This is a genomic window from Mesorhizobium sp. M4B.F.Ca.ET.203.01.1.1 (assembly GCF_004791025.1).
GTDB lineage: Bacteria > Pseudomonadota > Alphaproteobacteria > Rhizobiales > Rhizobiaceae > Mesorhizobium > Mesorhizobium abyssinicae.
Window position 1 is genome coordinate 70,682 of record NZ_SRUO01000025.1, and the last position, 21,378, is coordinate 92,059.

23 protein-coding genes and 2 tRNA genes are annotated in these 21,378 nt (G+C 60.5%); 8 read left to right on the top strand and 17 right to left on the bottom strand.

All coding sequences use genetic code 11. The annotated features are described in order from the left end of the window. Positions 1 to 140: 140 nt before the first annotated feature. Entirely contained in the window at positions 141 to 1,076 is a 936-nt protein-coding gene (locus EN846_RS36205; RefSeq protein WP_245493377.1) for an OmpA family protein, read from the bottom strand. On the opposite strand from EN846_RS36205, the gene EN846_RS36210 reads away from it, so the two are divergent. The 3 genes from EN846_RS36210 to EN846_RS32120 all read left to right on the top strand — a co-directional run bounded on the left by EN846_RS36210 (position 1,005) and on the right by EN846_RS32120 (position 3,632). Continuing rightward, positions 1,005 to 2,432, top strand: a complete 1,428-nt coding sequence (locus tag EN846_RS36210) for a hypothetical protein (RefSeq protein ID WP_245493376.1) — start codon at positions 1,005 to 1,007, stop codon at positions 2,430 to 2,432. The two genes, EN846_RS36205 and EN846_RS36210, sit on opposite strands and share 72 nt — an antisense overlap. Before the next feature lie 101 nt (positions 2,433 to 2,533). Continuing rightward, on the top strand, positions 2,534 to 2,980 hold the full coding sequence (locus EN846_RS32115) for a YcgN family cysteine cluster protein (protein ID WP_127283573.1): 447 nt from the start codon (positions 2,534 to 2,536) through the stop codon (positions 2,978 to 2,980). Between the two features lie 298 nt (positions 2,981 to 3,278). Continuing rightward, positions 3,279 to 3,632 (top strand): hypothetical protein, encoded by a 354-nt coding sequence (locus tag EN846_RS32120; protein WP_127283572.1) that lies wholly within the window; start codon positions 3,279 to 3,281, stop codon positions 3,630 to 3,632. A gap of 183 nt (positions 3,633 to 3,815) precedes the next feature. On the opposite strand, the gene EN846_RS32125 is transcribed toward EN846_RS32120, so the two are convergent. Next, complete coding sequence (locus EN846_RS32125; RefSeq protein ID WP_128346387.1) at positions 3,816 to 4,535, bottom strand: SIMPL domain-containing protein; 720 nt, start codon at positions 4,533 to 4,535, stop codon at positions 3,816 to 3,818. A 133-nt stretch (positions 4,536 to 4,668) separates the two neighbouring features. Here EN846_RS32125 and EN846_RS32130 point away from each other — a divergent pair. Beyond that, positions 4,669 to 4,744 (top strand) — tRNA-Ile (locus EN846_RS32130). A 106-nt stretch (positions 4,745 to 4,850) separates the two neighbouring features. Here EN846_RS32130 and EN846_RS32135 read toward each other — a convergent pair. The 3 genes from EN846_RS32135 to EN846_RS32145 are packed head-to-tail and all read right to left on the bottom strand — an operon-like array spanning position 4,851 to position 6,601. Beyond that, the gene (locus EN846_RS32135) at positions 4,851 to 6,038 is read right to left on the bottom strand and encodes a site-specific integrase (RefSeq protein ID WP_095519110.1); all 1,188 of its coding nucleotides are present in this window, start codon (positions 6,036 to 6,038) and stop codon (positions 4,851 to 4,853) included. After that, positions 6,031 to 6,288, bottom strand: coding sequence for a helix-turn-helix domain-containing protein (locus EN846_RS32140; RefSeq protein WP_236375307.1), 258 nt, complete (start codon positions 6,286 to 6,288; stop codon positions 6,031 to 6,033). Before EN846_RS32140 ends, EN846_RS32135 begins: the two co-directional genes overlap by 8 nt. A 58-nt stretch (positions 6,289 to 6,346) precedes the next feature. Then, on the bottom strand, positions 6,347 to 6,601 hold the full coding sequence (locus tag EN846_RS32145) for a hypothetical protein (protein WP_095519386.1): 255 nt from the start codon (positions 6,599 to 6,601) through the stop codon (positions 6,347 to 6,349). A 391-nt stretch (positions 6,602 to 6,992) separates the two neighbouring features. On the opposite strand from EN846_RS32145, the gene EN846_RS32150 reads away from it, so the two are divergent. Next, entirely contained in the window at positions 6,993 to 7,367 is a 375-nt protein-coding gene (locus tag EN846_RS32150; RefSeq protein ID WP_236375304.1) for a phage integrase N-terminal SAM-like domain-containing protein, read from the top strand. A gap of 291 nt (positions 7,368 to 7,658) precedes the next feature. On the opposite strand, the gene EN846_RS32155 is transcribed toward EN846_RS32150, so the two are convergent. Continuing rightward, entirely contained in the window at positions 7,659 to 8,126 is a 468-nt protein-coding gene (locus EN846_RS32155; RefSeq protein WP_236375301.1) for a recombinase family protein, read from the bottom strand. Positions 8,127 to 8,326: 200 nt separating this feature from the next. Further along, entirely contained in the window at positions 8,327 to 11,206 is a 2,880-nt protein-coding gene (locus EN846_RS32160) for a DEAD/DEAH box helicase (RefSeq protein WP_135914093.1), read from the bottom strand. 1,735 nt (positions 11,207 to 12,941) lie between these two features. Here EN846_RS32160 and EN846_RS36600 point away from each other — a divergent pair. Next, positions 12,942 to 13,076 (top strand): YHYH domain-containing protein, encoded by a 135-nt coding sequence (locus tag EN846_RS36600; RefSeq protein WP_095519385.1) that lies wholly within the window; start codon positions 12,942 to 12,944, stop codon positions 13,074 to 13,076. Between the two features lie 11 nt (positions 13,077 to 13,087). Then, positions 13,088 to 13,360 carry a DUF5334 family protein gene (locus tag EN846_RS32170; protein ID WP_095519107.1) on the top strand — a complete coding sequence of 91 codons (273 nt, stop codon included), beginning with the start codon at positions 13,088 to 13,090 and terminating at the stop codon, positions 13,358 to 13,360. A 226-nt stretch (positions 13,361 to 13,586) separates the two neighbouring features. On the opposite strand, the gene EN846_RS32175 is transcribed toward EN846_RS32170, so the two are convergent. Next, complete coding sequence (locus EN846_RS32175) at positions 13,587 to 13,796, bottom strand: DUF1508 domain-containing protein (RefSeq protein ID WP_095519106.1); 210 nt, start codon at positions 13,794 to 13,796, stop codon at positions 13,587 to 13,589. A gap of 1,212 nt (positions 13,797 to 15,008) precedes the next feature. On the opposite strand from EN846_RS32175, the gene EN846_RS32180 reads away from it, so the two are divergent. Beyond that, a complete protein-coding gene (locus EN846_RS32180) occupies positions 15,009 to 15,428 on the top strand; it encodes a hypothetical protein (RefSeq protein WP_135914094.1) in 420 nt (139 codons plus the stop codon). Here the strand turns inward: EN846_RS32180 and EN846_RS32185 are convergent. From EN846_RS32185 to EN846_RS32225, 9 genes are all read right to left on the bottom strand, one after another. Beyond that, entirely contained in the window at positions 15,364 to 16,554 is a 1,191-nt protein-coding gene (locus EN846_RS32185; protein ID WP_095519384.1) for an integrase arm-type DNA-binding domain-containing protein, read from the bottom strand. The genes EN846_RS32180 and EN846_RS32185 overlap by 65 nt on opposite strands. Before the next feature lie 214 nt (positions 16,555 to 16,768). Then, positions 16,769 to 16,844: transfer RNA gene (locus tag EN846_RS32190), tRNA-Phe, on the bottom strand. 172 nt (positions 16,845 to 17,016) lie between these two features. Beyond that, positions 17,017 to 17,238 carry a DNA gyrase inhibitor YacG gene (gene yacG, locus EN846_RS32195; protein ID WP_127393335.1) on the bottom strand — a complete coding sequence of 74 codons (222 nt, stop codon included), beginning with the start codon at positions 17,236 to 17,238 and terminating at the stop codon, positions 17,017 to 17,019. After that, positions 17,235 to 17,861, bottom strand: coding sequence for a Maf-like protein (locus EN846_RS32200; protein WP_126056548.1), 627 nt, complete (start codon positions 17,859 to 17,861; stop codon positions 17,235 to 17,237). The genes yacG and EN846_RS32200 overlap by 4 nt, the downstream gene beginning before the upstream one ends. A 19-nt stretch (positions 17,862 to 17,880) precedes the next feature. Further along, complete coding sequence (gene infA, locus EN846_RS32205; protein WP_006200926.1) at positions 17,881 to 18,099, bottom strand: translation initiation factor IF-1; 219 nt, start codon at positions 18,097 to 18,099, stop codon at positions 17,881 to 17,883. A gap of 196 nt (positions 18,100 to 18,295) precedes the next feature. Next, a complete protein-coding gene (locus EN846_RS32210) occupies positions 18,296 to 18,706 on the bottom strand; it encodes a low molecular weight phosphatase family protein (RefSeq protein ID WP_245493411.1) in 411 nt (136 codons plus the stop codon). A gap of 42 nt (positions 18,707 to 18,748) precedes the next feature. Then, on the bottom strand, positions 18,749 to 19,234 hold the full coding sequence (locus EN846_RS32215; RefSeq protein ID WP_127282869.1) for a UPF0262 family protein: 486 nt from the start codon (positions 19,232 to 19,234) through the stop codon (positions 18,749 to 18,751). Between the two features lie 2 nt (positions 19,235 to 19,236). Next, positions 19,237 to 20,529 carry a histidinol dehydrogenase gene (gene hisD, locus EN846_RS32220; RefSeq protein WP_127393337.1) on the bottom strand — a complete coding sequence of 431 codons (1,293 nt, stop codon included), beginning with the start codon at positions 20,527 to 20,529 and terminating at the stop codon, positions 19,237 to 19,239. Positions 20,530 to 20,538: 9 nt separating this feature from the next. Further along, positions 20,539 to 20,970: a DUF2948 family protein gene (locus EN846_RS32225; protein ID WP_127282871.1), complete on the bottom strand. Its 432-nt coding sequence runs from the start codon at positions 20,968 to 20,970 to the stop codon at positions 20,539 to 20,541. Positions 20,971 to 21,378: the final 408 nt, after the last annotated feature.

The window sequence follows — 21,378 nt, forward strand, 5'->3', positions numbered from 1 at the left end:
TTCAATGAAGCCGGCCGAATCGGGGCTCAATTCTCCTTGAGCGTCAAACCCGTGGCGCGTTGCCCATCCCGGCCAAACCGGGATGGGCTCCTGTTGTCACCCTGATTCCAGAAGCCGTCTTATGCTTCTGGAACAGCTCGTTAATTCTCGCTGCTGGCCACCGGCGCCACCAGCGAGGTGATGCGGCGGATGGCGACGCGGCGGTTCTCACGGTTCGGCCCTGAGGTGTCGACCTTGAGATACTCCTCGCCATAGCCCTGCGTGGTCAGGTTCTCGGGCGGGATGCCGAAGGCGTTGGTAAGCGCCTCGGCGACCGCTTCGGCGCGCCGATCCGACAGAGCGAGGTTCGCTTCCGGCGTGCCGACGGCGTCGGTGTGGCCTTCGATCAGGAAGGTCTCGGCCGGGTTCTTCTTCAGCAGCTTCTCCATGGCGTTGGCGACGCCGTCGAGCTTCTGCACCTCCTCATCGGAGATCGAGGCCGAACCGAACTCGAAGTTCAGCGTGTCAAGGTCGACGCGGCGGGCGATGTCGCGCACACGGGCCGAGCGCTTGACCTCGTCGATCGAGTAGAGGCGCTGGACCTTCTCCACCGGCGGCTGCTCGAGGAAGGTGTAGTAGTCGCCTTCATCCTCGACATCCTCCGAATCCAGGATGTAGTCCCGGCGCGGGATGTTGAGCCGCATCGGCGGCAGGTCGTCGCCGGGATCGCGCCAGTCGCCATCGTCCTCATAGTTCCGTTCGTCGACATAGCTCAGGATATATTCGCGCCCTTCCGGCGTGATGCGCGAGCGCTGGATGACGTCGCCGTAACGATTGCGGATGGTGACGATCTGAATGCCGTTGTCGCGTTCGACGATTTCGCGCCTGCGACCGCCCGAGAGGTCCTCGTAGTAGACATTCCTAGCGCCGCGGTGCATGCGTGGGGCGTCGTTGCTTTCGACGATCGTCTGGTTGTTGAACTGCAGGATGACACGATCGCCGAGTTCCCTGAGGACGTTGACGCCTTGCGGGCGCTGGCGGTCGCGGACGTTCTCATCGGGCGCTACCTCGACGCGTTTGCCCTTTTCCTCCGTCACCGGAACGATCTTCTCGGGCTTGATCTCTTGCTGGGCCGACTTGTCGTCGGTGGGCGGGGGTCCCTGGTCGACCGGAGCCGGCTTCGGTGCCTGCGCCTGCTCGCCATTCTGCTGGGCGGGCTGGTTGCTCAGCTCACCATTCGCATTCTCGCCTCCCTGTTGGCCGTTTTGGTTCTTGCCCTTGCGTTTGCGCAGGACATCCTTCTGGCTGTCGAGGATGGGGGCCGCGTTCTTGTCAGCCTGGGCTTCGCCCTCGGCCGCCGGATTTTCGCCCTGTGCCGGCTGTTCGCCAGTCACGGTCTGCCCGCCATTGGCTGGTTGTTCGGCCGTCGATGGCTGCTGTTCTCCAGTGGCCGGCTGCTCGCCCGTCACCGGCTGTTCGCCAATGGTCTTCTTGCCGCGCTTTTTCTTGTCCAGAGGCTGATCGCCCTGGGCGGGAGCCGCCTGCTGCTCTGTGGGCTGAGGAAGCGGTTCGGCCTGCGGGACAGGTTCGCCGGCGGGTGCCGCCTGTTTGGCCGGCGCCTGCTCGGCGGGCGCAGCCTCTATCTGCTGATCCTGCTTGCGCTTCTTCTTGCGCAGGTTGTCCTGGCGGTTGTTGTCGTTTGCCGGGGCGACCTGTTCGGCCGGCTGCTCGGCGGGTGCTGCCTCGATCTGCTGCTGGTCGCGCTTTTTCCTGCGCGGCTTGATCGGCTGCTCGTCATTTGCCGGAGCTGCCTGCTCGGCGGGCTGTTCGGCAGGCGCGGCCTCGATCTGCTGTTGCAGTTCGCGCTTCTTCTTGCGCGGCATGACCGGCTGCTCGTCGTTTGCCGGAGCTGCCTGCTCAGCTGGCTGCTCGGCCGGTGCCGCTTCGATCTGCTGTTGCTGGTTGCGCTTCTTCCTGCGCGGCTGCTGCTCTTCGACGGCAGGTGCTGCCTGTTCGGCCGGCGCCTGTTCCGTTTGCTGCTGTTGCTGTTCGGCCTTGCGCTTGCGCGGCTTCTGTTCCTGCTCGGGAGCGGCCTGCTCGGCCGGCGCGGATTCGGTTTGCTGCTGCTGCTCGCGCTTCTTTTTCTTGGGCTGTTCCGGTTCAGCCTGCTGGTTCTGCGCGCAGGCCTCGGCCGATTCGCCCTCGGCGCAGCTCGCTTGCGCCAGAATCAATGGCGCTGCGGCATGCTGCGCGGGGCCGAAAACGGCACCACCCTGCAGCGGGTACGCGCCCAACGGCGCGGATGCCATCAACAGGCCGATCGCCGTGCCTGCCAGAATCCGTGGTTGGCGTTTCATCTCAAATTCTCCTTATGGGGTCCCATCCCTGCCCAAACTTGCATCATCCGGATTGGTTCCGGCGCATGGGCATTAGCGGCAACGAAGGACGATTGACCGGCGTTTTGAAGGCAACTTCGTGTTTTTCATATGATGCATGTCTCATTTATGCCACTGCCGCGCTTGACCTCGGCGCCGGCCGGGGCCACATCCGCGCAATGGGTGCGCCATTCTGGAAAACCAAGACGCTCGAGGCGATGACGCCGGCCGAGTGGGAATCGCTTTGCGACGGCTGCGGCAAATGCTGTCTGTCGAAGCTGGAGGACGAGGATACCGGCGAAATCTACTGGACGAGCGTCGGTTGCCGGCTGTTCGACGCCGAAAGCTGCCGCTGTGCCGACTATGCCAACAGGCTGGCGCGGGTTCCGGACTGTGTCGGGCTGACGCCGCAGAATGTGCGCACCATCCGCTGGCTGCCCAGGACCTGCGCCTATAGGTTGATCGCGGAGGGGCATGACCTCTACTGGTGGCACAGGCTGGTTTCGGGAAGCGCCGAAACCGTGCACGAGGCCGGCATCTCGATCCGCGGACGGGTCAAGGCCAGCGAGACCGACCTTGCCGGGCCGGACGACTATTTCGACTATATGCTCGACGACGAACCCTGACGGGTTCGCTGACGAACCCTGATGGTTCGCATCTTGATGACGAACCCGGATGGTTTGCATCTTGACCGGCCTTGAACCGATTTTCGCCGCAAACCGGTAGGAAATACCACGCGCCGGAGCGGCCTCGGCCGGAACCGGCGGGGCCGTGGGGCGTTTGGGGTCCGGCCGCCCGCAACCGATGACTTGCCAGATGAACCGAAGATGAATGGACGGTTCGCAGACAGTTCAGACAGGCAGGCGCATTCTCGCACCATCGGTTCACCAGACGGGCGAGAGCCCTCAACAAGGAGAGAAGACAATGCTCAACACCATCAAGACGGCAGCCCTTTCGGCGCTTGTCGGCCTCGGCGCGCTTACCGCCATCCCCGCCGCCCATGCTGACAGCCTCTACCTCGGCTTCGGCAACAACCAGGATCCGCGCTTCGGCGTCTATAGCGGTGACGACGACGATGGCTATCGCCGTGATCGCGAGTGGCGCCGCCGCGGCTGTTCGCCGGACCGCGCGCTGGACAAGGCCGAGCGCATGGGCCTGCACCGCGTCCGCATCGTCGACATCGACCGCCGCACGGTCAAGGTCGCTGGCCGCCAGTACGGCGATCGCGTGGTGGTGGTATTCGCCAATGTGCGCGGCTGCCCGATCATCTATCGCTGAGGAACACAAGCCGGCCCCGGCTTGAACGCCTAGCAGAGCCCCTTTCCGCCAGGGCGGAAGGGTGCGGCTCAAGAAGAACCCCGGAGGACTGGTCCTCCGGGGTTTTTCATGCGCGGCAGGCGCCGGTCGCAACCGGCCGGATCCTGCGTCCGGCCCCGCCGGCGCAGGCCGGCCGGACCACGCTCACTTCAGTTCGAAGGTGACGGTGACCTGCACGGCGTAAGAATTCTCGCCCGCCTGCACCGGGACCGACGCGCCCGCGGCATCGAAGGCCTTGGCGTTGATCGGCATCGGCGGCGGCGCGATGTTCTGGTCGGTGATCTCCAGGACCCGCCCCAGGTTGACCCTGGCGGCGTCGGCAAGCGTCTTGGCTTTGGCCATGGCATCGGCGACCGCCTTCTTGCGAGCCTCGGTGACGGCGGCGGACGGGTCTTCGTTGGAGAAGGTGATGCCACCGCCCTGGTTGACACCGAGCGACACCGCCTTGTCGAGGATGTCGCCGGTCTTGTCGATGTCACGGATGCGCACCGAAAGCGTGTTGGTCACCTGGTAGGCGACCAGTTCGGCCTCCTGGCTGCCGTCCGGCTTGTTGGTGTAGTTGTAGCGCGGATTGATCTGGATGCCCGCCGTCTGCAGGTCGCGGTCCTTGATGCCGGACGACTTCATCGCCGCGATTACCGCCGCCATGGCGTCGTTGTTGGCGTCGAGCGCGGCGCGCGCGGTCTTGGCCTCGCGCATGACGCTGAGCGTCAACAGCGCGAGATCGGGGGCGACGGTCGCCTGGCCTTCGCCCGACACGACGATGCGGGGCGTGGCTTGCGAATCGGCGGCGCCAGCCACCGCCGGGAAGGCGATGGCGGCAGCAAGCGCCAGCGGCATGAGGGGCAAAAGATGTCTGGTCATGAAAATCTCCTCGGTCTGCGAACCAGTCGCATCTGGCAACTAGAGCGCGAATATGGGCTGATTTGGGCGATCGCTGCCAGCCCGCCCGGAAAGCCTTGTGCCGATGAGGGAAAAACACTAAGCCAGCCGCGTGGGGCCTGTAGCTCAATGGTTAGAGCCGGCGGCTCATAACCGCTTGGTTGGGGGTTCGAGTCCCTCCGGGCCCACCATAACCATTGATTTCATTGGCAAAAAGTGGCCTCGGCCCAAAACGTTTTGGGCCAATTATGGGCCCAAGGCAAAGACCGTGGTCCCGGTTTGTTCCGACTCGTTTGATTATTTGACAATGCGGAGGTTTGCCCGCCGCTTCATGGCGTCGCGCTTGGCCTCGCGCTCGTTGATGGCACGAGCAATATCAACTGCGATGCGCTTCTTGTTGGCCTCACGCACATATTCATCTGTTACCGTCATTGAGGAATGGCCCATCGCCTCCATGATGGCCCTCGCTTGGATGTTGCATTCAGCGAGGTAGGTGCCGAAGGTGCGGCGCAGGCCATGGAGCGTGTAACCGGCAGGAATTCCCGCCTGCCGCGTCCAGTGCTGCATCATACCCGTCAGGCTCTTTTCCGAAAATGACCTGCCGTAGGCGTTCTTCAAGACAGTGCCGCCCATCGAGCGCTCGAGCGGGTCCAAGGCCGCTGCTAGCTTGTCGACGACTGGAATGAACATCTCCCGCCCGCCATGGCGGTTGCGGTTCTTCTTCTGGCGGAAATCAAAGGCCTCGATCAGCACCAGCGAGCCATCGAACAGTTCGATCTCTTCGGTTAAAAGATCATCCCACGCAAGAGCAGCGATATCGCCGCGCCGATTTCCAAGCCAGAAGCCGAGTGCATAGCAGGTGCGTGCGGCTGTACCGATAGGGTGTCGCTCCTCGAACTTCTCGCGGATTGCAATTGGCCAAGCGGGATTCCGGGTCGACTTGGGCACACGGACACGGATCGATAGCGAGGGATCCTCCTGCGGCTTGATCCATTTTTCGACGTCAGTCGCGACCCATACAAGCTTCTTGATAGCGACCAGCATGTGTTTGGCGACTGTGCGGTTTGTCCTGAAGATGCTTTCAATGATGGCGCGAAGCCGATCCGCGTCGAGATGTTCCACCGGAGTATCGCGCCACATCAGTGGGTACTTTGGATCGACCCTCAGATTGAGAAAACGCTCGATCAGTCGTGCATTCTTCTGCTGCGTCGCTTCATCAAAATCGAGCCACTCCATTGTCGTTTCAAGCCGGCGCGCGGCATGGCCAAAAGTTTTTGGCAGTGCCCGACCGGGCAAATCGATGATACCCACATTGTGTTGGCCCTGCGTGGCCTTCTCGTAAGCCGCCTCGAACTCGGCATCGCCAGGTTTGCCGGGAAGGCTGATTTCAGGCATGCCTTTTGCACGGTAGCGATAAGTTAGCTTGCCATTCTTGAGACGCGAAGAGACCCCAGGATAGCGCGCATCCTTGAAGGGCCTAGCCATCAACGTTCCTTCCAGACTTCTGCCGCCGGTGATCAACTCGCGGGGAGTTCTCCAGCATCGCTTGTAGCGAAAGGGTTTTGCTTTCGATGGCAACGCGCAGGAGCACCGGGTAGGGGAACCCTCTGCCTTGCTCTATGCCTTCAAAGGTGCGCTTCGGTATTCCCAGCGCCTTGGCCGCGGCTTCGGCAGTGAACCCCCCCTTGGCCCGCCAAGCTTTCACGTCTTGCGCAAGTTTCTCATTCTCGTTCATGTCAAGCCTTTCGCACAATGATCATACTACGCCTGCGGCGTATACGCAATGAGCGTATTTATTTTCTTCTTTCTCTGTCCCGTTTGCTTCTTTCCAGCAGTTCTTGAAGACCGCTATCTTTATCCGGCAACGAGGTGAAAGCTATGTCGAGGGCTACACGATCCCAGACAGCGCGGCTGTTGATGCGCTTAGGCTTCGGCATGCGCCCATCGGCAACCATTTCGTCGAAAAGCGTCGATCCGACACCGATATAACGAGCTGCTTCCTCACGAGAGAGGCCTCGCGGCGGATACGAGAATGCGTCACTCTTCATGGACGCTGGCCCGTCCCTGATACTCCGGGGCGTGTTGGTGTCGACGCACAAAGCCGCATCCTGGTTGCCAATTCGAAGCGACGAGATCGTGCTCACTTAAATAAGAGGAGCCCCGTTGAGCGGAAGCGGCCTGACTAGGTCCGTTCGGCGCAAACTGGCAGCAACGTGTGAACCGGATGGATCACGGCAGGAGAGCGTTTCTAAGCGGACTCGTGGGGCAAGTCGGTGGACGGCTACGTCGCATTGTGCACGACCGGGGCTAACCACCTGCGACTGCCCGCTGGCCCCCTTGCGCAGCCTCCCTCAGCGTCGAACTCGGAGCCGTTATCCCGAGGGCCGTCGTTCTCGATGCACAGATCGGCCCGCTACGCCAACGGTTGATTGACATGACATGCGCCGGTTCAGCCAGGAGACGCAGCGCAACTACGTCCGCGATGTCGGGCGGTTCGCAAGCTTCCTTGGCCGATCGCCGGACACGGCGACAGCGGATGACTTGCGCCGGTTCCAGGTCGGGCAGCAGGGTGACGGCGTTCCCGTGCCGACCATGAACAGCATTGTGTCGGCGCTGCGCTTCTTCACCCACACGCTCGACCGCCCGGACCTGGCGCGCAGGCTGGTCCGCCTGTCGCATCCGCGCAAGCTGCCCGTGGTCCTGAGCCGCGACGAGGTTGCCCGTCTCCTCAACGCCACCACCTGCCTCAAGCACCAGGCCGCGCTCTCGTCGCCTATTGCGCGGGCTTGCGCGTCGCGGAGGTGTCGACGCTGAAGGTCGCCGATGTTAGCGCTGGGTCGTCTACGCCGAGGCGCCCTTCGCCGGGCCGGAAGCGGTGCTCGCCTACGCAACCCCTGTAGCGCGCCTCCCCTGGCCTGCTACGTCATGCGGCCAATCTCTCCCTCAGCCTGATGACGCTTTGTGCTGTCCAGCGCCCGCCGCCAGGTGACCTAAAGCCCCTTTGGTTGAGGGCGCCGGCAACCCCCCGCGCCGACAATGCGCCTGCCGGATCAACGTCGCGAAGCACGTCACGGAACTCCTCAGCCCGGTCCTGAGCGCCCCGCTTCACAGTCGGCACCGCAGGCAGTCTGACTCCGTTAGGTTGCCGAGGCGCAAGGGCCGCGTGGTGCCGTCCTCAAGCCGCCTCACAGGCTCTTGGCCAAGCACTACCAGTGCCGCCGCCTCTCGTGCCAGCGCATCCCGCTTCACCGCCACCGCAGCCTTGGTGCGGCTCTGGATCATCTTGCGCTGGTGCTCCGCCACCAACGCCAAGACCCCGAAAGTGAGATCGCAGGCATCCGGCATATCGGCAGCCACGAAACTCGCCCCGCTGTCTCTCAGGGTGAGCAGGAAGGCAGCGTTTCGGCTCAGCCTGTCGAGCTTAGCGATGATGAGCGTGGCCTGCGCATGCTTGGCGTGCCTGAGGGCGGCTTGAAGCTGAGGGCGGTCGTTGGCCTTGCCGCTCTCAACCTCAACGTATTCTTTCATAGGCTCGGCATTGCTGCCTGCCCGGTTGCGTATGTGAGCCGACACGGCTTCGCGCCGGGCTTCAAGGCCAAGCCCTGATGCCCTTGTCGGGCCGTTGAGACGCGCAGATAGGAAACGAAGAGAGGGGCGGTGACGGTGTTGGACATGGGTCAGCTCCGAGGCTATTCCCAAACAGATTTGTGAAGGCCTCCTTGCGAAAGCTCATCGCCGGGAGAACTGGCACAATTTCTATTTAAGAAGGACCGTTAACGAGTGGCCGGCGAAGGAAGCGCTTCGGCCAGCGCGATGCCGGGCGTTGTCAACCAGTTGTAAAACCCACCCCTGGTAAGAGTTCCCTCGTGCAATCGCAGGATGGCTTCGCAAAAATCGGAGACATCGATGACGCACAAACGCTTCGCGGCCTCGATAAACGTTGGAACGCTCGGGTCTACACCGGGGCTGCACAAGGTGAGGCAAGGGTTGTTTCGCAGCCCCGCCAGTTCTGATGCCGCGAGGACCTCGGTAGCAGCGTTTAAGGGCACCGTTTCCTGATCGCTAACTTTAGATTTCACCTCGACAACAATCGGAATAAAATCCTCAATCGATACTAGGAAATCGGGAAACCCTTGGCGACCGGTCACATCGAGTGGCTGACAAGGTATCCCAAGCCCTCCTAGCGATATACTGAAAGCCTGCTCAAGATCAGTCCCTCGCTTCTCGTACAGAGCGGCTATTTGGTCGCGCAGCATCAAGCGGTCTGCTCGCCGAAGATGCATCGTCTTAGAGTGATTTCGGTCGTCCTGCCGCCAAGTCCGAGCTGCATTCCGAATTAGGTTGGCTATGCCACCACGCTCTTGCAAGCCAAGCGCTATACGGCGACGTTCATCGGCCTGATCGCTACCATCCATCAAATCCATGGGCCTCGAAAGCCCGCCCCTTCGCAAACTCATAATATCATCACGGCGGAGGCGCGACTGGAGGCCGGGCAGTCTTAGTTCGGACATCCAAAGCACATCGCTGGGCACCCCAACCCCTAGCCTGATCGACTGACGGCGGATCGCGCGGGCAAGCCGCCTCACGTCTTGAACATCTTCACCATTTCCACGTAGCGCGATTGGCTTGCTTTCATCGGCCAAGGTCGGAGACGTCACGCTCGAAATAATCTCAGATACCCCCGTAAGAACCCACGACACATCGCGAGCTACTCCCTGAACCGTTCCCAACCTGACCCCCGCCACAATCTTTTCAATTTGCCCCCTAGCAGTTCCAGCCGCCCACTCTGTCAATTGCAACGCCCCGTTAGCGGCTCCCGCATCTGCTACCCACGGCTGGTCGAACAAGATTGGGTTCAGTCTAGTCGCGTAAGGGTTCGGCACTGGGCCATTCCGGCCTATTCTCCAGTTGAGGATACGGGTAGCTTTGCCACCAACAATCCCGAACTCCGGGGACCGAATAGCTGCATGGCTCAGCACAAAGACAAAATCGTCTTCGCTGGTACCGTTCCCGGCCCGATCGATCAGTTGAGTGAGTTGCGCAGAGGACCTTTTCAGCCCCTCGATGAAAAAAATTGCTGTCTCCGGCTTAAGGCCCGAGTGGGCGACGGCAACGCCGAAGGTTGTGACCGTGATTTGTCCATGCAGTTCTATCAGGCAACCGATGTCGACAAGCCGATCAATTTGACTAAACAACTTGTCTCGCCAGTGATCTATACCAGCTAGATTTCGCTCCCGCTCTCTAGATGCCGTAAGCGTTGATCCGATTAGGTCGAATGCATCCTCTCTGCTTGTGCACAGCCTCCCTGCGAAAATCTGAAGTGTGAGGGTCCCAAAATGCTCTGGTGTAATGCCCAAACCCAGCGGAGCTTGGGTGGTCAGGTCCATTAGTGCTTGAGCCTGCCTACTTTCCTGTACTCCGTCAGCCGTGAGCACAACGTGGCCTTTAGCGATAGCCTGCCCCATCCTGCCGACACGGCCGGCCATGTTTTGGAACTCGTCTCGGCCTATAGGCACATGCATTTGACGGTCAAAATCCCACCTTTTCCAAGAGGCGAATGCGGCACTACCCAAAGGGAAATTGACCCCCGCTGCGAGAGTTGATGTGGCAAAGACTACATCGACCTGGCCCGAAGCGAGGCGATCTTCGACGAACAGTCTTTCATCTTCGGTCAGTTCGGCGTTGTGATAGGCTGTGCGCCTGCGCAAAGCATCTAAGAGCGGCTGCTCAACGTCCACCCCGGCAGGCGCATCAATCTGAATGGCCGGTCGGGATTGAGCCCACGTTCTCGCTAGGTCAAAAGTGTCGTCGACCTTCATGCAAAAAACTATAACGGGGTTTCGCTGCTGTTGAAGTAACTCTCCGATCACACCCATAACATCGCGACTTCGACTAGGCGGCCCTTGTTGCTGCAGCCCTTCAAAGCCCGGACCAGCTGAGACGGAGAGCGTTGCCAAGGGTGTTCGACACTCAATGGTCAATGCCTTTTCGCGATTGGGGTTTCTGATCAAGCCAATCCCCAACCAACTAGCCAGTGCCTGTGCATCGCCGGGGCTCAGAACCGCAGACAGCCCGACGAACTGCCGCCACCCCGCTCGCCGCATCAACGTCAGGAGAAGTTCGGCGTTTTGGCCGCGATGTTTATCCCCCACCAACTGGACTTCATCACAGACGAAGCAGATGTTTGTCAGGTCACGCGGCGGCCCACCAACTGACAAGCAGCCCAGAAACTTCTCGTACGTTGCAACCAAGATAACAGAAGAAAGGGGAGCATTTGTTTTCCGACCTGCCGCGTCTTCGACGCTGTCCCCTGTCGCACATACAATCGCCGAACGGTCGTAAGCTAGGAAGTCACCAAGAAATAATCTCTTAGCCTCCTCGAACTTCTGTTTGGCCAACGCCCGATGAGAGACGAGATAAACAGCCGTGTAGCCTGCCTCAATGGCTGATGCCACTGTCCACCAACCGATTAGGGTCTTCCCGGTCGATGTCGGCGCGCTGACAAGAAGACTTTCTCCGCGAGCTACGCCTGCCTCTAAAGCTTCGAACTGAATGTCCGTGAGAAGCGGCATGCCGCTTGCCACTGGCAAAAGTTCAGGTTTGCCCAAAACTTTGTCAGAGAGCCCATGATCTATCGGTATGGTTGGCTGCATTCTATCCCCCAAATATCGGCGAACTATAGCTAGTGCCGTCGCGGTTAACCAGAGGAGTCCGTTATTTCTCTCAATGTCACCGGCTGCGATGCGTCAGCGGCGAGCCGAATGCCGATGGTGCCCCCCTACAGCTGTCGTATAGGGCCGGCTATTCATCCATTGTTGAGCCCGACCCCACGGCCCGTGTCGAAAGATTCCCAGCGCAGTTTCGAAAAATGATGCCTTTCGAGCAGAGGAGCGAATAGATCGCCACGCGTGATTTCGACCGTGCGCTTACCTCCTGCTTACCGGCTGAACACCAGCAGGGGTCGCGGATACCAATCCGACAATCATATGGTTTTGTTGTGAAAGTTGGCGCACCCGACAGGAGACGCGGCAAAGCCGGCGCGTTAATCGCGCTTTCGATTTTGGCTGGGTGCCAGACATTCGAACATATGGATGCGGGCCTGACATCGTTGCGAGGCCAACCGTACCAAGCCGCATTTGACGTTCTCGGCTTTCCCGATGCGGAGAGCACGATAGCCGATAAGCGCGTGTTCACGTGGGAAGCCTAAACGCCCGGCTCATACACTGTCCCGACTTTTAATTCGAGCACGGCCTATGTGAACGGGAAGCCAGTCTATATCCAGACCCCAAGGCACAGCAACCGAGACCTATGACTATCATTGCAAAGTCGACGTAATCGTTGGGTCATCCAGCATGATTGAGCACACACTAAGTACGATGGCAACATTGGCGGCTGCGAGAGCTATGCACGCCTGTTTCGTCCAAAGTCTCAGTAGAGGTGAAACTTTGTAGCGAGAACGGTGAATCTTATACAACCTATTATTTCCAGATTTCCAGGATTTTCTACATCTAAACGCGGCAATGTAGCAATATAGACGCATATGTACGTGGCCATACTGCAAAATTATTGGACATGGCTGGAATCGATCCGGGAAATCCGGAGAGCTTTCAAGCTCTGATAAACGAACCAATCCACAATAAGAACGCGATGCCACCCGCTCTAATCCCCACGAGCGCCAGATTTACAGCACCATTGATATCTTGCTATTTCTATCCATCACGAAAGTATTCTGTGCGATCATGCCGTCATGGTGAGCACATTGTTCCGCGATAGCATGGGCGAATGACTTCCCGTTTTCAATGTCGGCTACCCATTTACTGGGCTGGTTCCCTACGAAAGCTAACCGACCGAGCAGATATTATCGCCATCCATGCCGCTACAAATAGTGAAACAGCAACGGCCCAAGCCGTGAACGCTAAGAGAGAGTTAGGCGGCTGACTTGTCACCAAGCTGTATGCGGTCCCGACGAGGATCACTGAAGCAGCCGAGACAGCACCGGCAAACGTATACGCCCGGTGATCTGCGGCGATAGCTGAGGTGAGTTGGGCCTCAAGATAGCTTTCTGCCTCCCTAAGCACCTCTTGCAGCATTTCGATATTTGCGCTCTTAGTGCGTTCGAACAGGGGGGCTATTCATGCAAGGTGACCTTTCGGCTCATCCAGACAAACCAGGCAGCGGAAGAAAAGGTGGCGGCGACGGCGGTCAAGTTAGACTCCAACACCATCGCCCCGGCCTCCTGTCAATCGACCTCCGTCCCCTAAACCGGCACCTCCGGTCAAGAAGTGACAAAGACGCGGCAAGTCGAAGATGCCATTTGACTTGCCGCCTGTGTTTTGGCAAAGTTATCGCAGCGCGATGCGCCGAATAGTCATGTTCTTGGGAGGCAAAATGAAATATTTTATTTTGGTTATTGGTGTTCTTTTGGGCGCTTATAGAGTTGTCCCGGCGTTCAGCCATGGTGGCGGAACAGACTCAAATGGTTGTCACACGAACCACAAAACTGGCGGATATCACTGTCATTAGGGCGGCTTACTATGATCAAATGTTTCGCGTTCGCAATCGGACTCGTTTTGGGCGGGTCCGGTGCATATGCTTGGGATGGGACGGATACTACTGGCGAGTCGGTAGAGATTGGCAAGGGTAATCTTGTTAGAACGGGCAGGGACATCCAAATATTTGACGGTGGTGCTGGCGAATATCGAGACGTAACTGTCGAAAGCATTCGTCGGTACGGATCAACAGTTGAAGTCGAAGTCTACGACAACGAAAGCGGCGAGTACCGGACCCTTGAAATGGACGACGACTGACCCTCGCTACTCAACTGCACTCGCGCAGCGGCTGCGCTCTTCGAAAAAATGAATCGGGTCAAATTGAAAAGAGTTAACGCGAGAAGCAGGAAACCGCCCAGGAACTGAAACGGACGAGTCCGAAAAGGTGTTCGACGGGGTGAAGAAGATCGCCAATGTACCGTCGCCGAAGGACGAAAAGAAGCCCGCCACAAAGTAGTGGCGGGCCTCTCCCATTGTTAGGCGCTTACGCAGCGTACCTGAGACTCTCAGGGAACCACACTGCGCTGTTGTATGATGCCTTCATGATGTCGATGCTACGCTCGCAGTCGACGCGTTTGACATACCCTTCGCTGCTAACGGCAATTGTCTTGCCGTTCACAGCTTCATACGTCCAACGCCATTCATTACGATTGTCCCTGTACATCCAGTACGAGGGGTATGTGCGAGACGCCATAGGGATCTCCTAGGTTCGGCGTACGAACGTCGAGCTTGACCATGGCTAATATTTCTGATTCAACATCAGCGTACGTAATAGCCATACCCCGCGCTCGACGTCCAATCTTTGCGGGTGTGAACTTGAAACCGTCGCGGCTCCCCAGCTAGCGGCGGTTTCTTCGTTCTGATGGCTGATTCAATGCTTAAGTATTGGGCAGGAGTCAAGGCGTGGTTAAAAAACCGTTGAGCCTAAGGCAACGGTTTCAACATTTCCGAAACAAATCAATTGGTTACGGTACTCCTCCCGGAGCGGGGAAAACGGCATCGGACGTTTCCCTTGCCGGCAATACTACTCCGATTCGCAGAGAACGCAAATATTGCAGTGCGGTTGATTCTTTCGCGACGCAATAGGATAGTAACACTCATCTATCCATAATATAGATATCCACATCCGTTTATATGACTGGATTGCGTACGGCAGGCTCTCCCAAGTCCTACCCATTCCCCTGCGGCTAAACTTTCAACGGCGTTTCCCTCCCGGTCTGCTTTCGATCAATACGGTAGACGCCGTTTTCTTTTGCCTGCGTGTTAGGGGGGCCGTGGCGGGCGGGGGAGTTACGAGCCGGGAATTCTCTGCCTCTGGATCGCCGGACGATGACGACGATTGATCGTGATCCTCGCCTGCCACGCGCCACACAGTGCTGTTGCTGGTGCTGTCACGAGGCAGTTGTTCGATCCACCGCCCACCGATACGCGTTGATCGTGCCAGATACCTCCCGAAGCGCTTCGATGAAACGTACCGCTCCGTTCGATGAAGCCGCCGAGTGCTTCCCTGAGAAGTGGGCTATCCGCAACCCGGATGGGCGATGTTCCGCGTCGTGAAGGGGCCGTTCGGCAGTGCGTCGATGATCTCCGCAAGTTCGTCTTTCTCCGGGTCCGCTGCTCTCTGACCGGCGACATCGCCCCGGCAATCGGCTGGCCCGAGCCATGGGAGAGGCTCTGTTAGGTGCGCCCGCCGACAAATAGGCGCGCTCGACCGTCAGCGCCGCTGCAACGAGCTCGGGCCGCCTACGCAGGGCTAGGTCAATCGCGTCGAATTCGAAACGCCGTTCCTCTGGCCGCTGACACTGGGCGTCTAGCCGGATTTGAATCGTGCGCCGGTTCAAATCACCATAGGCGTGAGATTGTTTCCCCTGGCGCAAATCAGGCTGATCGCTGGAAGGCGGACGGCGTGGCGGCGGGCAAGGGCGGGGTCGGCCGAGATCGGGCGAGCGGTTTCGGTTTCGAGACGGACGAAGTGGCGTTCGATCATCCGCAGTCTGCGCTGAGTTCGGCGCGCAGAAAGGGGCTTTGGAGTGTCGCCAAGCGGTTGATGAGCGCGGTGCGTTCGGCACTGGCGGCACCGCGCACGCCGACGATTTCCTGCAATGCTTCCATCGCAAGCGAAGCCGGTACCGTCTCGGCCGGGTCGCCGGCAGCGTCTGCTATCCGGAATCGCAAAGATCGCCTCAAGGGCAGACATGCGGGGCAAACCGGACGTTCGCGATGCGTGCCGGACAGCTGGCTGCCCGCATACCTGATTGAGTTTACCCGCGCGTTCCCGCGTTCTCAATTTTTTCCAGATAATCTGCCCACCACTGCATCATCTTGACGCGCTCTTCCCAGTGCTCCGCCCGGGCATAGGCTCGCCGAACGTCGTTTTTTTCAATATGAGCCAGCTGTCGCTCTACGGCGTCTGGATGCCACTTGCCGCATTCGTTCAACAGAGTTGATGCCGTTGCTCGGAAGCCATGGGCGGTTGCTTCATTTTTGCTGTAACCCATGCGACGCAGGGCGGCGTTGAGTGTATTGTCGGAAATCGGACGAGAAGGCGATCGCACGCTTGGAAACAGCAGCGTCCCGGCGCCGGACATTTTTTTAAGCTCGGCCAGGATATTCAAAGCCTGCGTTGAAAGAGGAACGCGGTGCGGTCGTCGCATTTTCATTCGCGCTTCCGGGATAGTCCATACCGAACTTTCGAAGTCGAACTCCCCCCATTCGGCAGCGCGAAGCTCACCGGGGCGGGGAAATAGCAGCGCCATCAACCTCAGAGCCGCTCGGGTTGGGGGCTGTCCGTCGAATGTCTCGATCGCACGCAGCAAGCCGCCCAATGCCTTCGGATCGGTAATGGCGGCACGCGGCGTGACTATTGGCCTGATGAGCGCGCCCCTCAGCGCCGACGTTGGGTCAGTGTCGGCGCGTGCAGTGGCGATGGCGTATCGAAAGACGCTGCCAATGGTCGAGCGCAGCCGCCTGGCCGATTCGTATCGACCGCGCACCTCCACGCTACGAAGGGCAGCAAGGATAGTGGCGGCGTCAATGTCCCGAATGCACTTGTGCCCACAGGTGGGATAGGCGAAGTCGAGTAGCCATTTGACCTTGGTGATAGTGCGGTCGGCACGTCCCTCTTTCTTCAGCTTGTCAACATATTCCTCGGCGATTGATCGAAAGCTGTCCTTTGTCGAACCGACCTTTCGCAATTTGCGTTCCTGTGCGGGATCGATGCCACTTAGGAGGAGACGTTTGGCGTCATCGCGCGCTTTGCGTGCTTCGGCGAGCGAAATAAGGGGATAGCTGCCCAACGCCAGAAGCTTCTGCTTGCCGTCAAATCGATAGGCGAGGCGCCAAAGGCGGGATCCGGTGGGCTGCACCCAGAGCTGGAGCCCGCCACCGTCAGACAATTTCAGTAGCTTGGAAGCAGGACGGGCATTTCGGCATTTCACGTCGGAAAGGGCCATTTGTGGGACACCTCCCTTTGGCTGTTTCGATACCATCAGGATGTCCAGTACCAACGGAAATACCAGCCCTCCGCCCCGTTAGATCAAATACGCCGGAATTCCATGAAACGCGCTCAATCGCGCCATCCTTCCCAAAAAGATGAACGATTTCAGTCGTTTGTGGAAACAGAAGCGTAGAAGCTTCGGCGAAAGGAAGTGTCGGGAGAAGAGGGGATGGTGCCCAGAGGCGGATTCGAACCACCGACACGCGGATTTTCAGTCCGCTGCTCTACCAACTGAGCTATCTGGGCCTCGCCGGCAAGCAAGATTTCGCAGGCCGGAATTCTCGAAGGCGCCGCCGGCGCCCTTGAAAGCGCGTGGGTTATAGCACGGGAATTCAGCCTGTCCAGCGCCTAAGCGCGGATTTCAGCCGGGAAAAGAAAACCACTTAAAGACAGCGGGAAAACAGCTGATATCGCGCGCTTACGGCTCGTCCTTGGGCGCCGGGCTTTGCTCCGGCGCTTCGCCTTCTTCTTCCTCTGCGTCGCGGCCAGGGATGACATAGGCGCCCTTCAGCCAGCGATTGAGGTCGATGTCCTTGCAGCGCGCCGAGCAGAACGGATAGTGCTCGCGCACCGATGCCTTGCCGCATTCGGGGCAGGGGCGCCGGGGGCGCAGCGGCGTGACCTTGTCGTCCAGGCTCATGGGCGCGCGGTGAGCCAGCTCGCATGCACCTTGAAGCCCTCGCCGGCAAGCAGGGCCGTCGTCTCGTAGAGCGGCAGGCCGACGACGTTGGTGTAGGAGCCGACCAGCTTGACGACGAAGGACCCGGCGAGGCCTTGCACGGCATAGCCTCCGGCCTTGCCGCGCCATTCGCCGGAGGCGACATAGGCGTCGATCTCCTCGCGCGGCAGCCGCTTGAAGCGTACGCGGGTTTCGACCAGCTTCTGGCGCAGCTTGCCGCCCGGCGTGATCAGGCAGATGCCGGAATAGACCCGGTGCGAACGGCCGGAGAGCAGGCCGAGGCAGTTCGCGGCGTCGTCGATCGTCTCGGCCTTGGGCAGGATGCGGCGCCCGACCGCCACCACAGTGTCGGCGGCAAGCACGAAGCCCGGCGCATAGTCGTCCTCGCTCTTCAGCGAGGCGAACGCCTTCTCGGCCTTGTCCTTGGAAAGCCGCTTGGCCAGCGAGCGCGGATGCTCGGCGCGCAGCGGCGTCTCGTCGACATCGGCCGGCAACACGCGGTCCGGCTCGATGCCGGCCTGCTGCAGCAGCTCGATGCGGCGCGGCGAACCCGAGGCAAGCACGAGCTTCTGCAGGATGCTCATCTGGGGTCGCGCCGGGCTGTTACTTGAAACGATAGGTGATACGGCCCTTGGTCAGGTCATAGGGGGTCATCTCGACCAGGACCTTGTCTCCGGTCAGCACGCGGATGCGGTTCTTGCGCATGCGGCCGGCCGTGTGGGCGATGATCTCGTGTTCGTTTTCGAGCTTCACCCGGAACATCGCGTTGGGCAGCAGTTCCGTGACCACACCCGGAAACTCGAGGACTTCTTCCTTCGGCATTCGATACCTTTGCTTGGATTTCGGTTCCGGCGCTAGAGCATGATGCCGAAAAGTGTCAAGCGGTTTTCGGACGACATCATGCTCTACTTCTTTGATCCGGAGTCGGATGATTTCCGGCCGAACCGACCGGAAATCATCCGACTCCGGCCAGAATTTCGGCGGAACCTATATGATAATCGTCCGCTTGTGAACACGCTTAATCCAAGGCGCTTCTTGCCTCGGATGTGGGGAAACGCCTGGCGATGCGCGCCTTCAGCCGCTCCCGCACGTCCCGATAGGCGGCCATGATATGTTCGCGCGTGCCGCCGGCATCCGTCGGGTCCGGCATCGGCCAGTATTCGACCTCGACGGCGAGCGAGCGGGTGAGCTCGAGCGCCGCGTGGTGCGCTTCCGGCGCCAGCGTGACGATCAGGTCGAAATAGTCGTCCTCCAGCTCGTCCATGGTCCTTGGCTGGCGCTCGCCCAGCGACAGTTCGTCCTCGGCCAGAACCGCGTCGACGAACGGGTCGCGCTCGCCGCTGCGCACACCGGCCGATGCGACGAAAATGGCCGAAGGCAGCATGCGCCGCGCCAGCGCCTCGGCCATCGGCGAGCGCACGGCGTTCATTCCGCACATGAACAGGATCGAATGCGGCAGCGAGGCCAGGGCCTAGCCTCGCCAGTGCAGCACGCAGACCAGCGTGAACAGCCGGCGCGCCGTGTCGAAATCGATGTCGATCTTGCCGGCCAGCCGATCCATCAACGTCTGCGAGCCTTCATTGTGCAGGCCGCGGCGGCCCATGTCGATCGCCTCGATATGGCTCGGCGTCGAGGAGCGGATGGCGTCGTAATAGCTCTCGCAGATGAGATAATAGTCCTTGACGATGCGCCTGAGCGGCGTCAGCGACAGGATGTGGGTGACGACGGCGGCGCCGTCCTCGCGCGCTACCGCGAACACAAGGCGCGAATCGGCCAGCGACAGCTTGAGGCGGTAGGGACCGGCGCCGTCGTCATTGACCGGCTGGAAACTGTTCTCCTCGATCAGGTCGAAGATCGCCACCGCCCGCTCGTGCTCGACATCGGGCGTCGAACGGCCGATCGATTCGTCGAGCTCGACATCGATCAGCCTGGCGCGGGTTCGGTCGTAGTCGGACATCGCTACATGTTCAACCTGATCGCGACGGAACGGCCATGCGCGTCGAGCCCTTCCGCCTTGGCGAGCGCGATCGCCGCCGGCGCCAGCGCGCGCAGCTGCTCCGGCCCGAGCTTGAGGATCGAGGTGCGCTTGACGAAGTCGAGCACCGAAAGCCCCGACGAAAAGCGCGCCGAGCGCGCCGTCGGCAGCACGTGGTTGGAGCCGCCGACATAGTCGCCGATGACCTCGGGCGTATGGCGGCCGAGGAAGACCGCACCCGCATTGCGCATCCTGCCAAGGAAGGCCTCGGCGTCGTCGATGGCGAGCTCGACATGCTCGGCGGCGATGCGGTCGACCAGCGGCAGCGAGGCCTCGATGGTCGGCACCAGGATGACGGCGCCGAAATCGCGCCAGCTTGCGGCGGCGGTCTCGGCGCGCGGCAGGCTCTGCAACTGGCGCTCGACCGCGACCTCCACCGCCTTGCCGAAGGCGGGGTCGTCGGTGACCAGGATCGACTGCGCCGACACGTCATGCTCGGCCTGGGCCAACAGGTCGGCGGCGATCCAGTCGGGGTTGTTGCTGCCGTCGGCCACGACCAGCACTTCCGAAGGTCCGGCGATCATGTCGATTCCGACGGTGCCGAACACCTGACGCTTGGCCGCCGCGACATAGGCATTGCCGGGCCCAACGATCTTGGCGACCGCCTTGATCGTCTCCGTGCCATAGGCGAGGGCGGCGATCGCCTGCGCGCCGCCGACACGGTAGATCTCGGCGACGCCGGCGATATCGGCCGCCACCAGCACCAGCGGGTTGATGACGCCGCCTGGCGCCGGCACCACGATGACGATGCGCTCGACGCCGGCCACCTTGGCAGGCACCGCGTTCATCAGCACCGAGCTCGGATAGCTCGCCGTGCCGCCCGGCACGTAGAGCCCGACCGCCTCGATCGCCGTCCAGCGCGAGCCGAGCTCGACGCCGGCGGCGTCCGTATAGCGGTCGTCCTTGGGGTTCTGCCGCTCGTGATGCGAGCGGATGCGGTCGCGGGCGAATTTGAGCGCCTCGACCGTTTGCGGATCGGCCTCGGCATAGGCCTTGGCGATGTCATCCTTGGAGACGGCGATGCCAAGCCTGGTGAGGTCGGCCTTGTCGAACTTCAGCGTATAGTCGATGAGCGCCTTGTCGCCCTCGGCGCGCACGCGCTGGACGATCTCGCGCACCGCCGCGTCGACATCGGCCGACACCTCCCGCTTGGTCGTCAGGAAGGCGGCGAAACGCTGCTCGAAATCGGCGTCGGACTGGCTGAGTGTGATGGCCATCTGCTGCGCTCAAGCCCTATGTACGGGACGCGAGGAGGCTTCCCAGGCGCCGCCTATGTCGGCAAGTCGCGCCTCGATGCACTCGACGTCCAGCATGATCGTGCCGCCGCCCGAAAACACCAGCTCGACGATGCCGGCCGGCTTGCTGATGCCGACGAAGCTGATCGCCAGCAGCGACAGCACCTCGGCCGGCTTGTCGCGGGCAATGCCGCTGGTCTTGGCGCCGAGCACGCGGTCGAAATGCAGCACCGCCTGCCGCCGCTCATTGTGCTGGCGGAACAGGCCGGATTTCGCCTCCCAGACGAAACGGTTCATGGTCAGCACGAAGCGCTTGGCCGCCGGCAGGAATTCGAGATCCGACACCTTCATCACGGCGTCCTGGACATGGGCCGAGACGATGCTCAGGTCCTGGTCGTCGAGCGCGATGAGCTTGAGAGCCATGCGGAATTTGTACCTAAGGTTGGTTTCAGCTTCCTGTTAGGCGGTCTTTCCAGTCCGTGCAACCTCGACACGGAACTGCCCAAGGCAATTACCTGAGGTTTGCGCTGCCCTCATCGCCCTGCCGGGCACTTCTCCCCGTAGTGAGGGGAGAAGGACGCCGTCGCCAGAAGTTTCGCCAATCACCAGCGTTGCGGGAAGAGCGCCAAGGCCGCCCCAGCCCTCTTCTCCCCGTCACCATACCGGGAGAAGGTGCCGGTGTCCGAACCGGATAGATAGGTAATAGAATGGACCGATTGCATAGGTGACAGTTTTCTCCCTCGCCGGAGGACCCGGCGATGGTTTGGCGAGAGACTGGCATCATGGACGAGCGGCTTCGTTTTGTAGTGGATTGCCTTTCTGGCGAAGAGA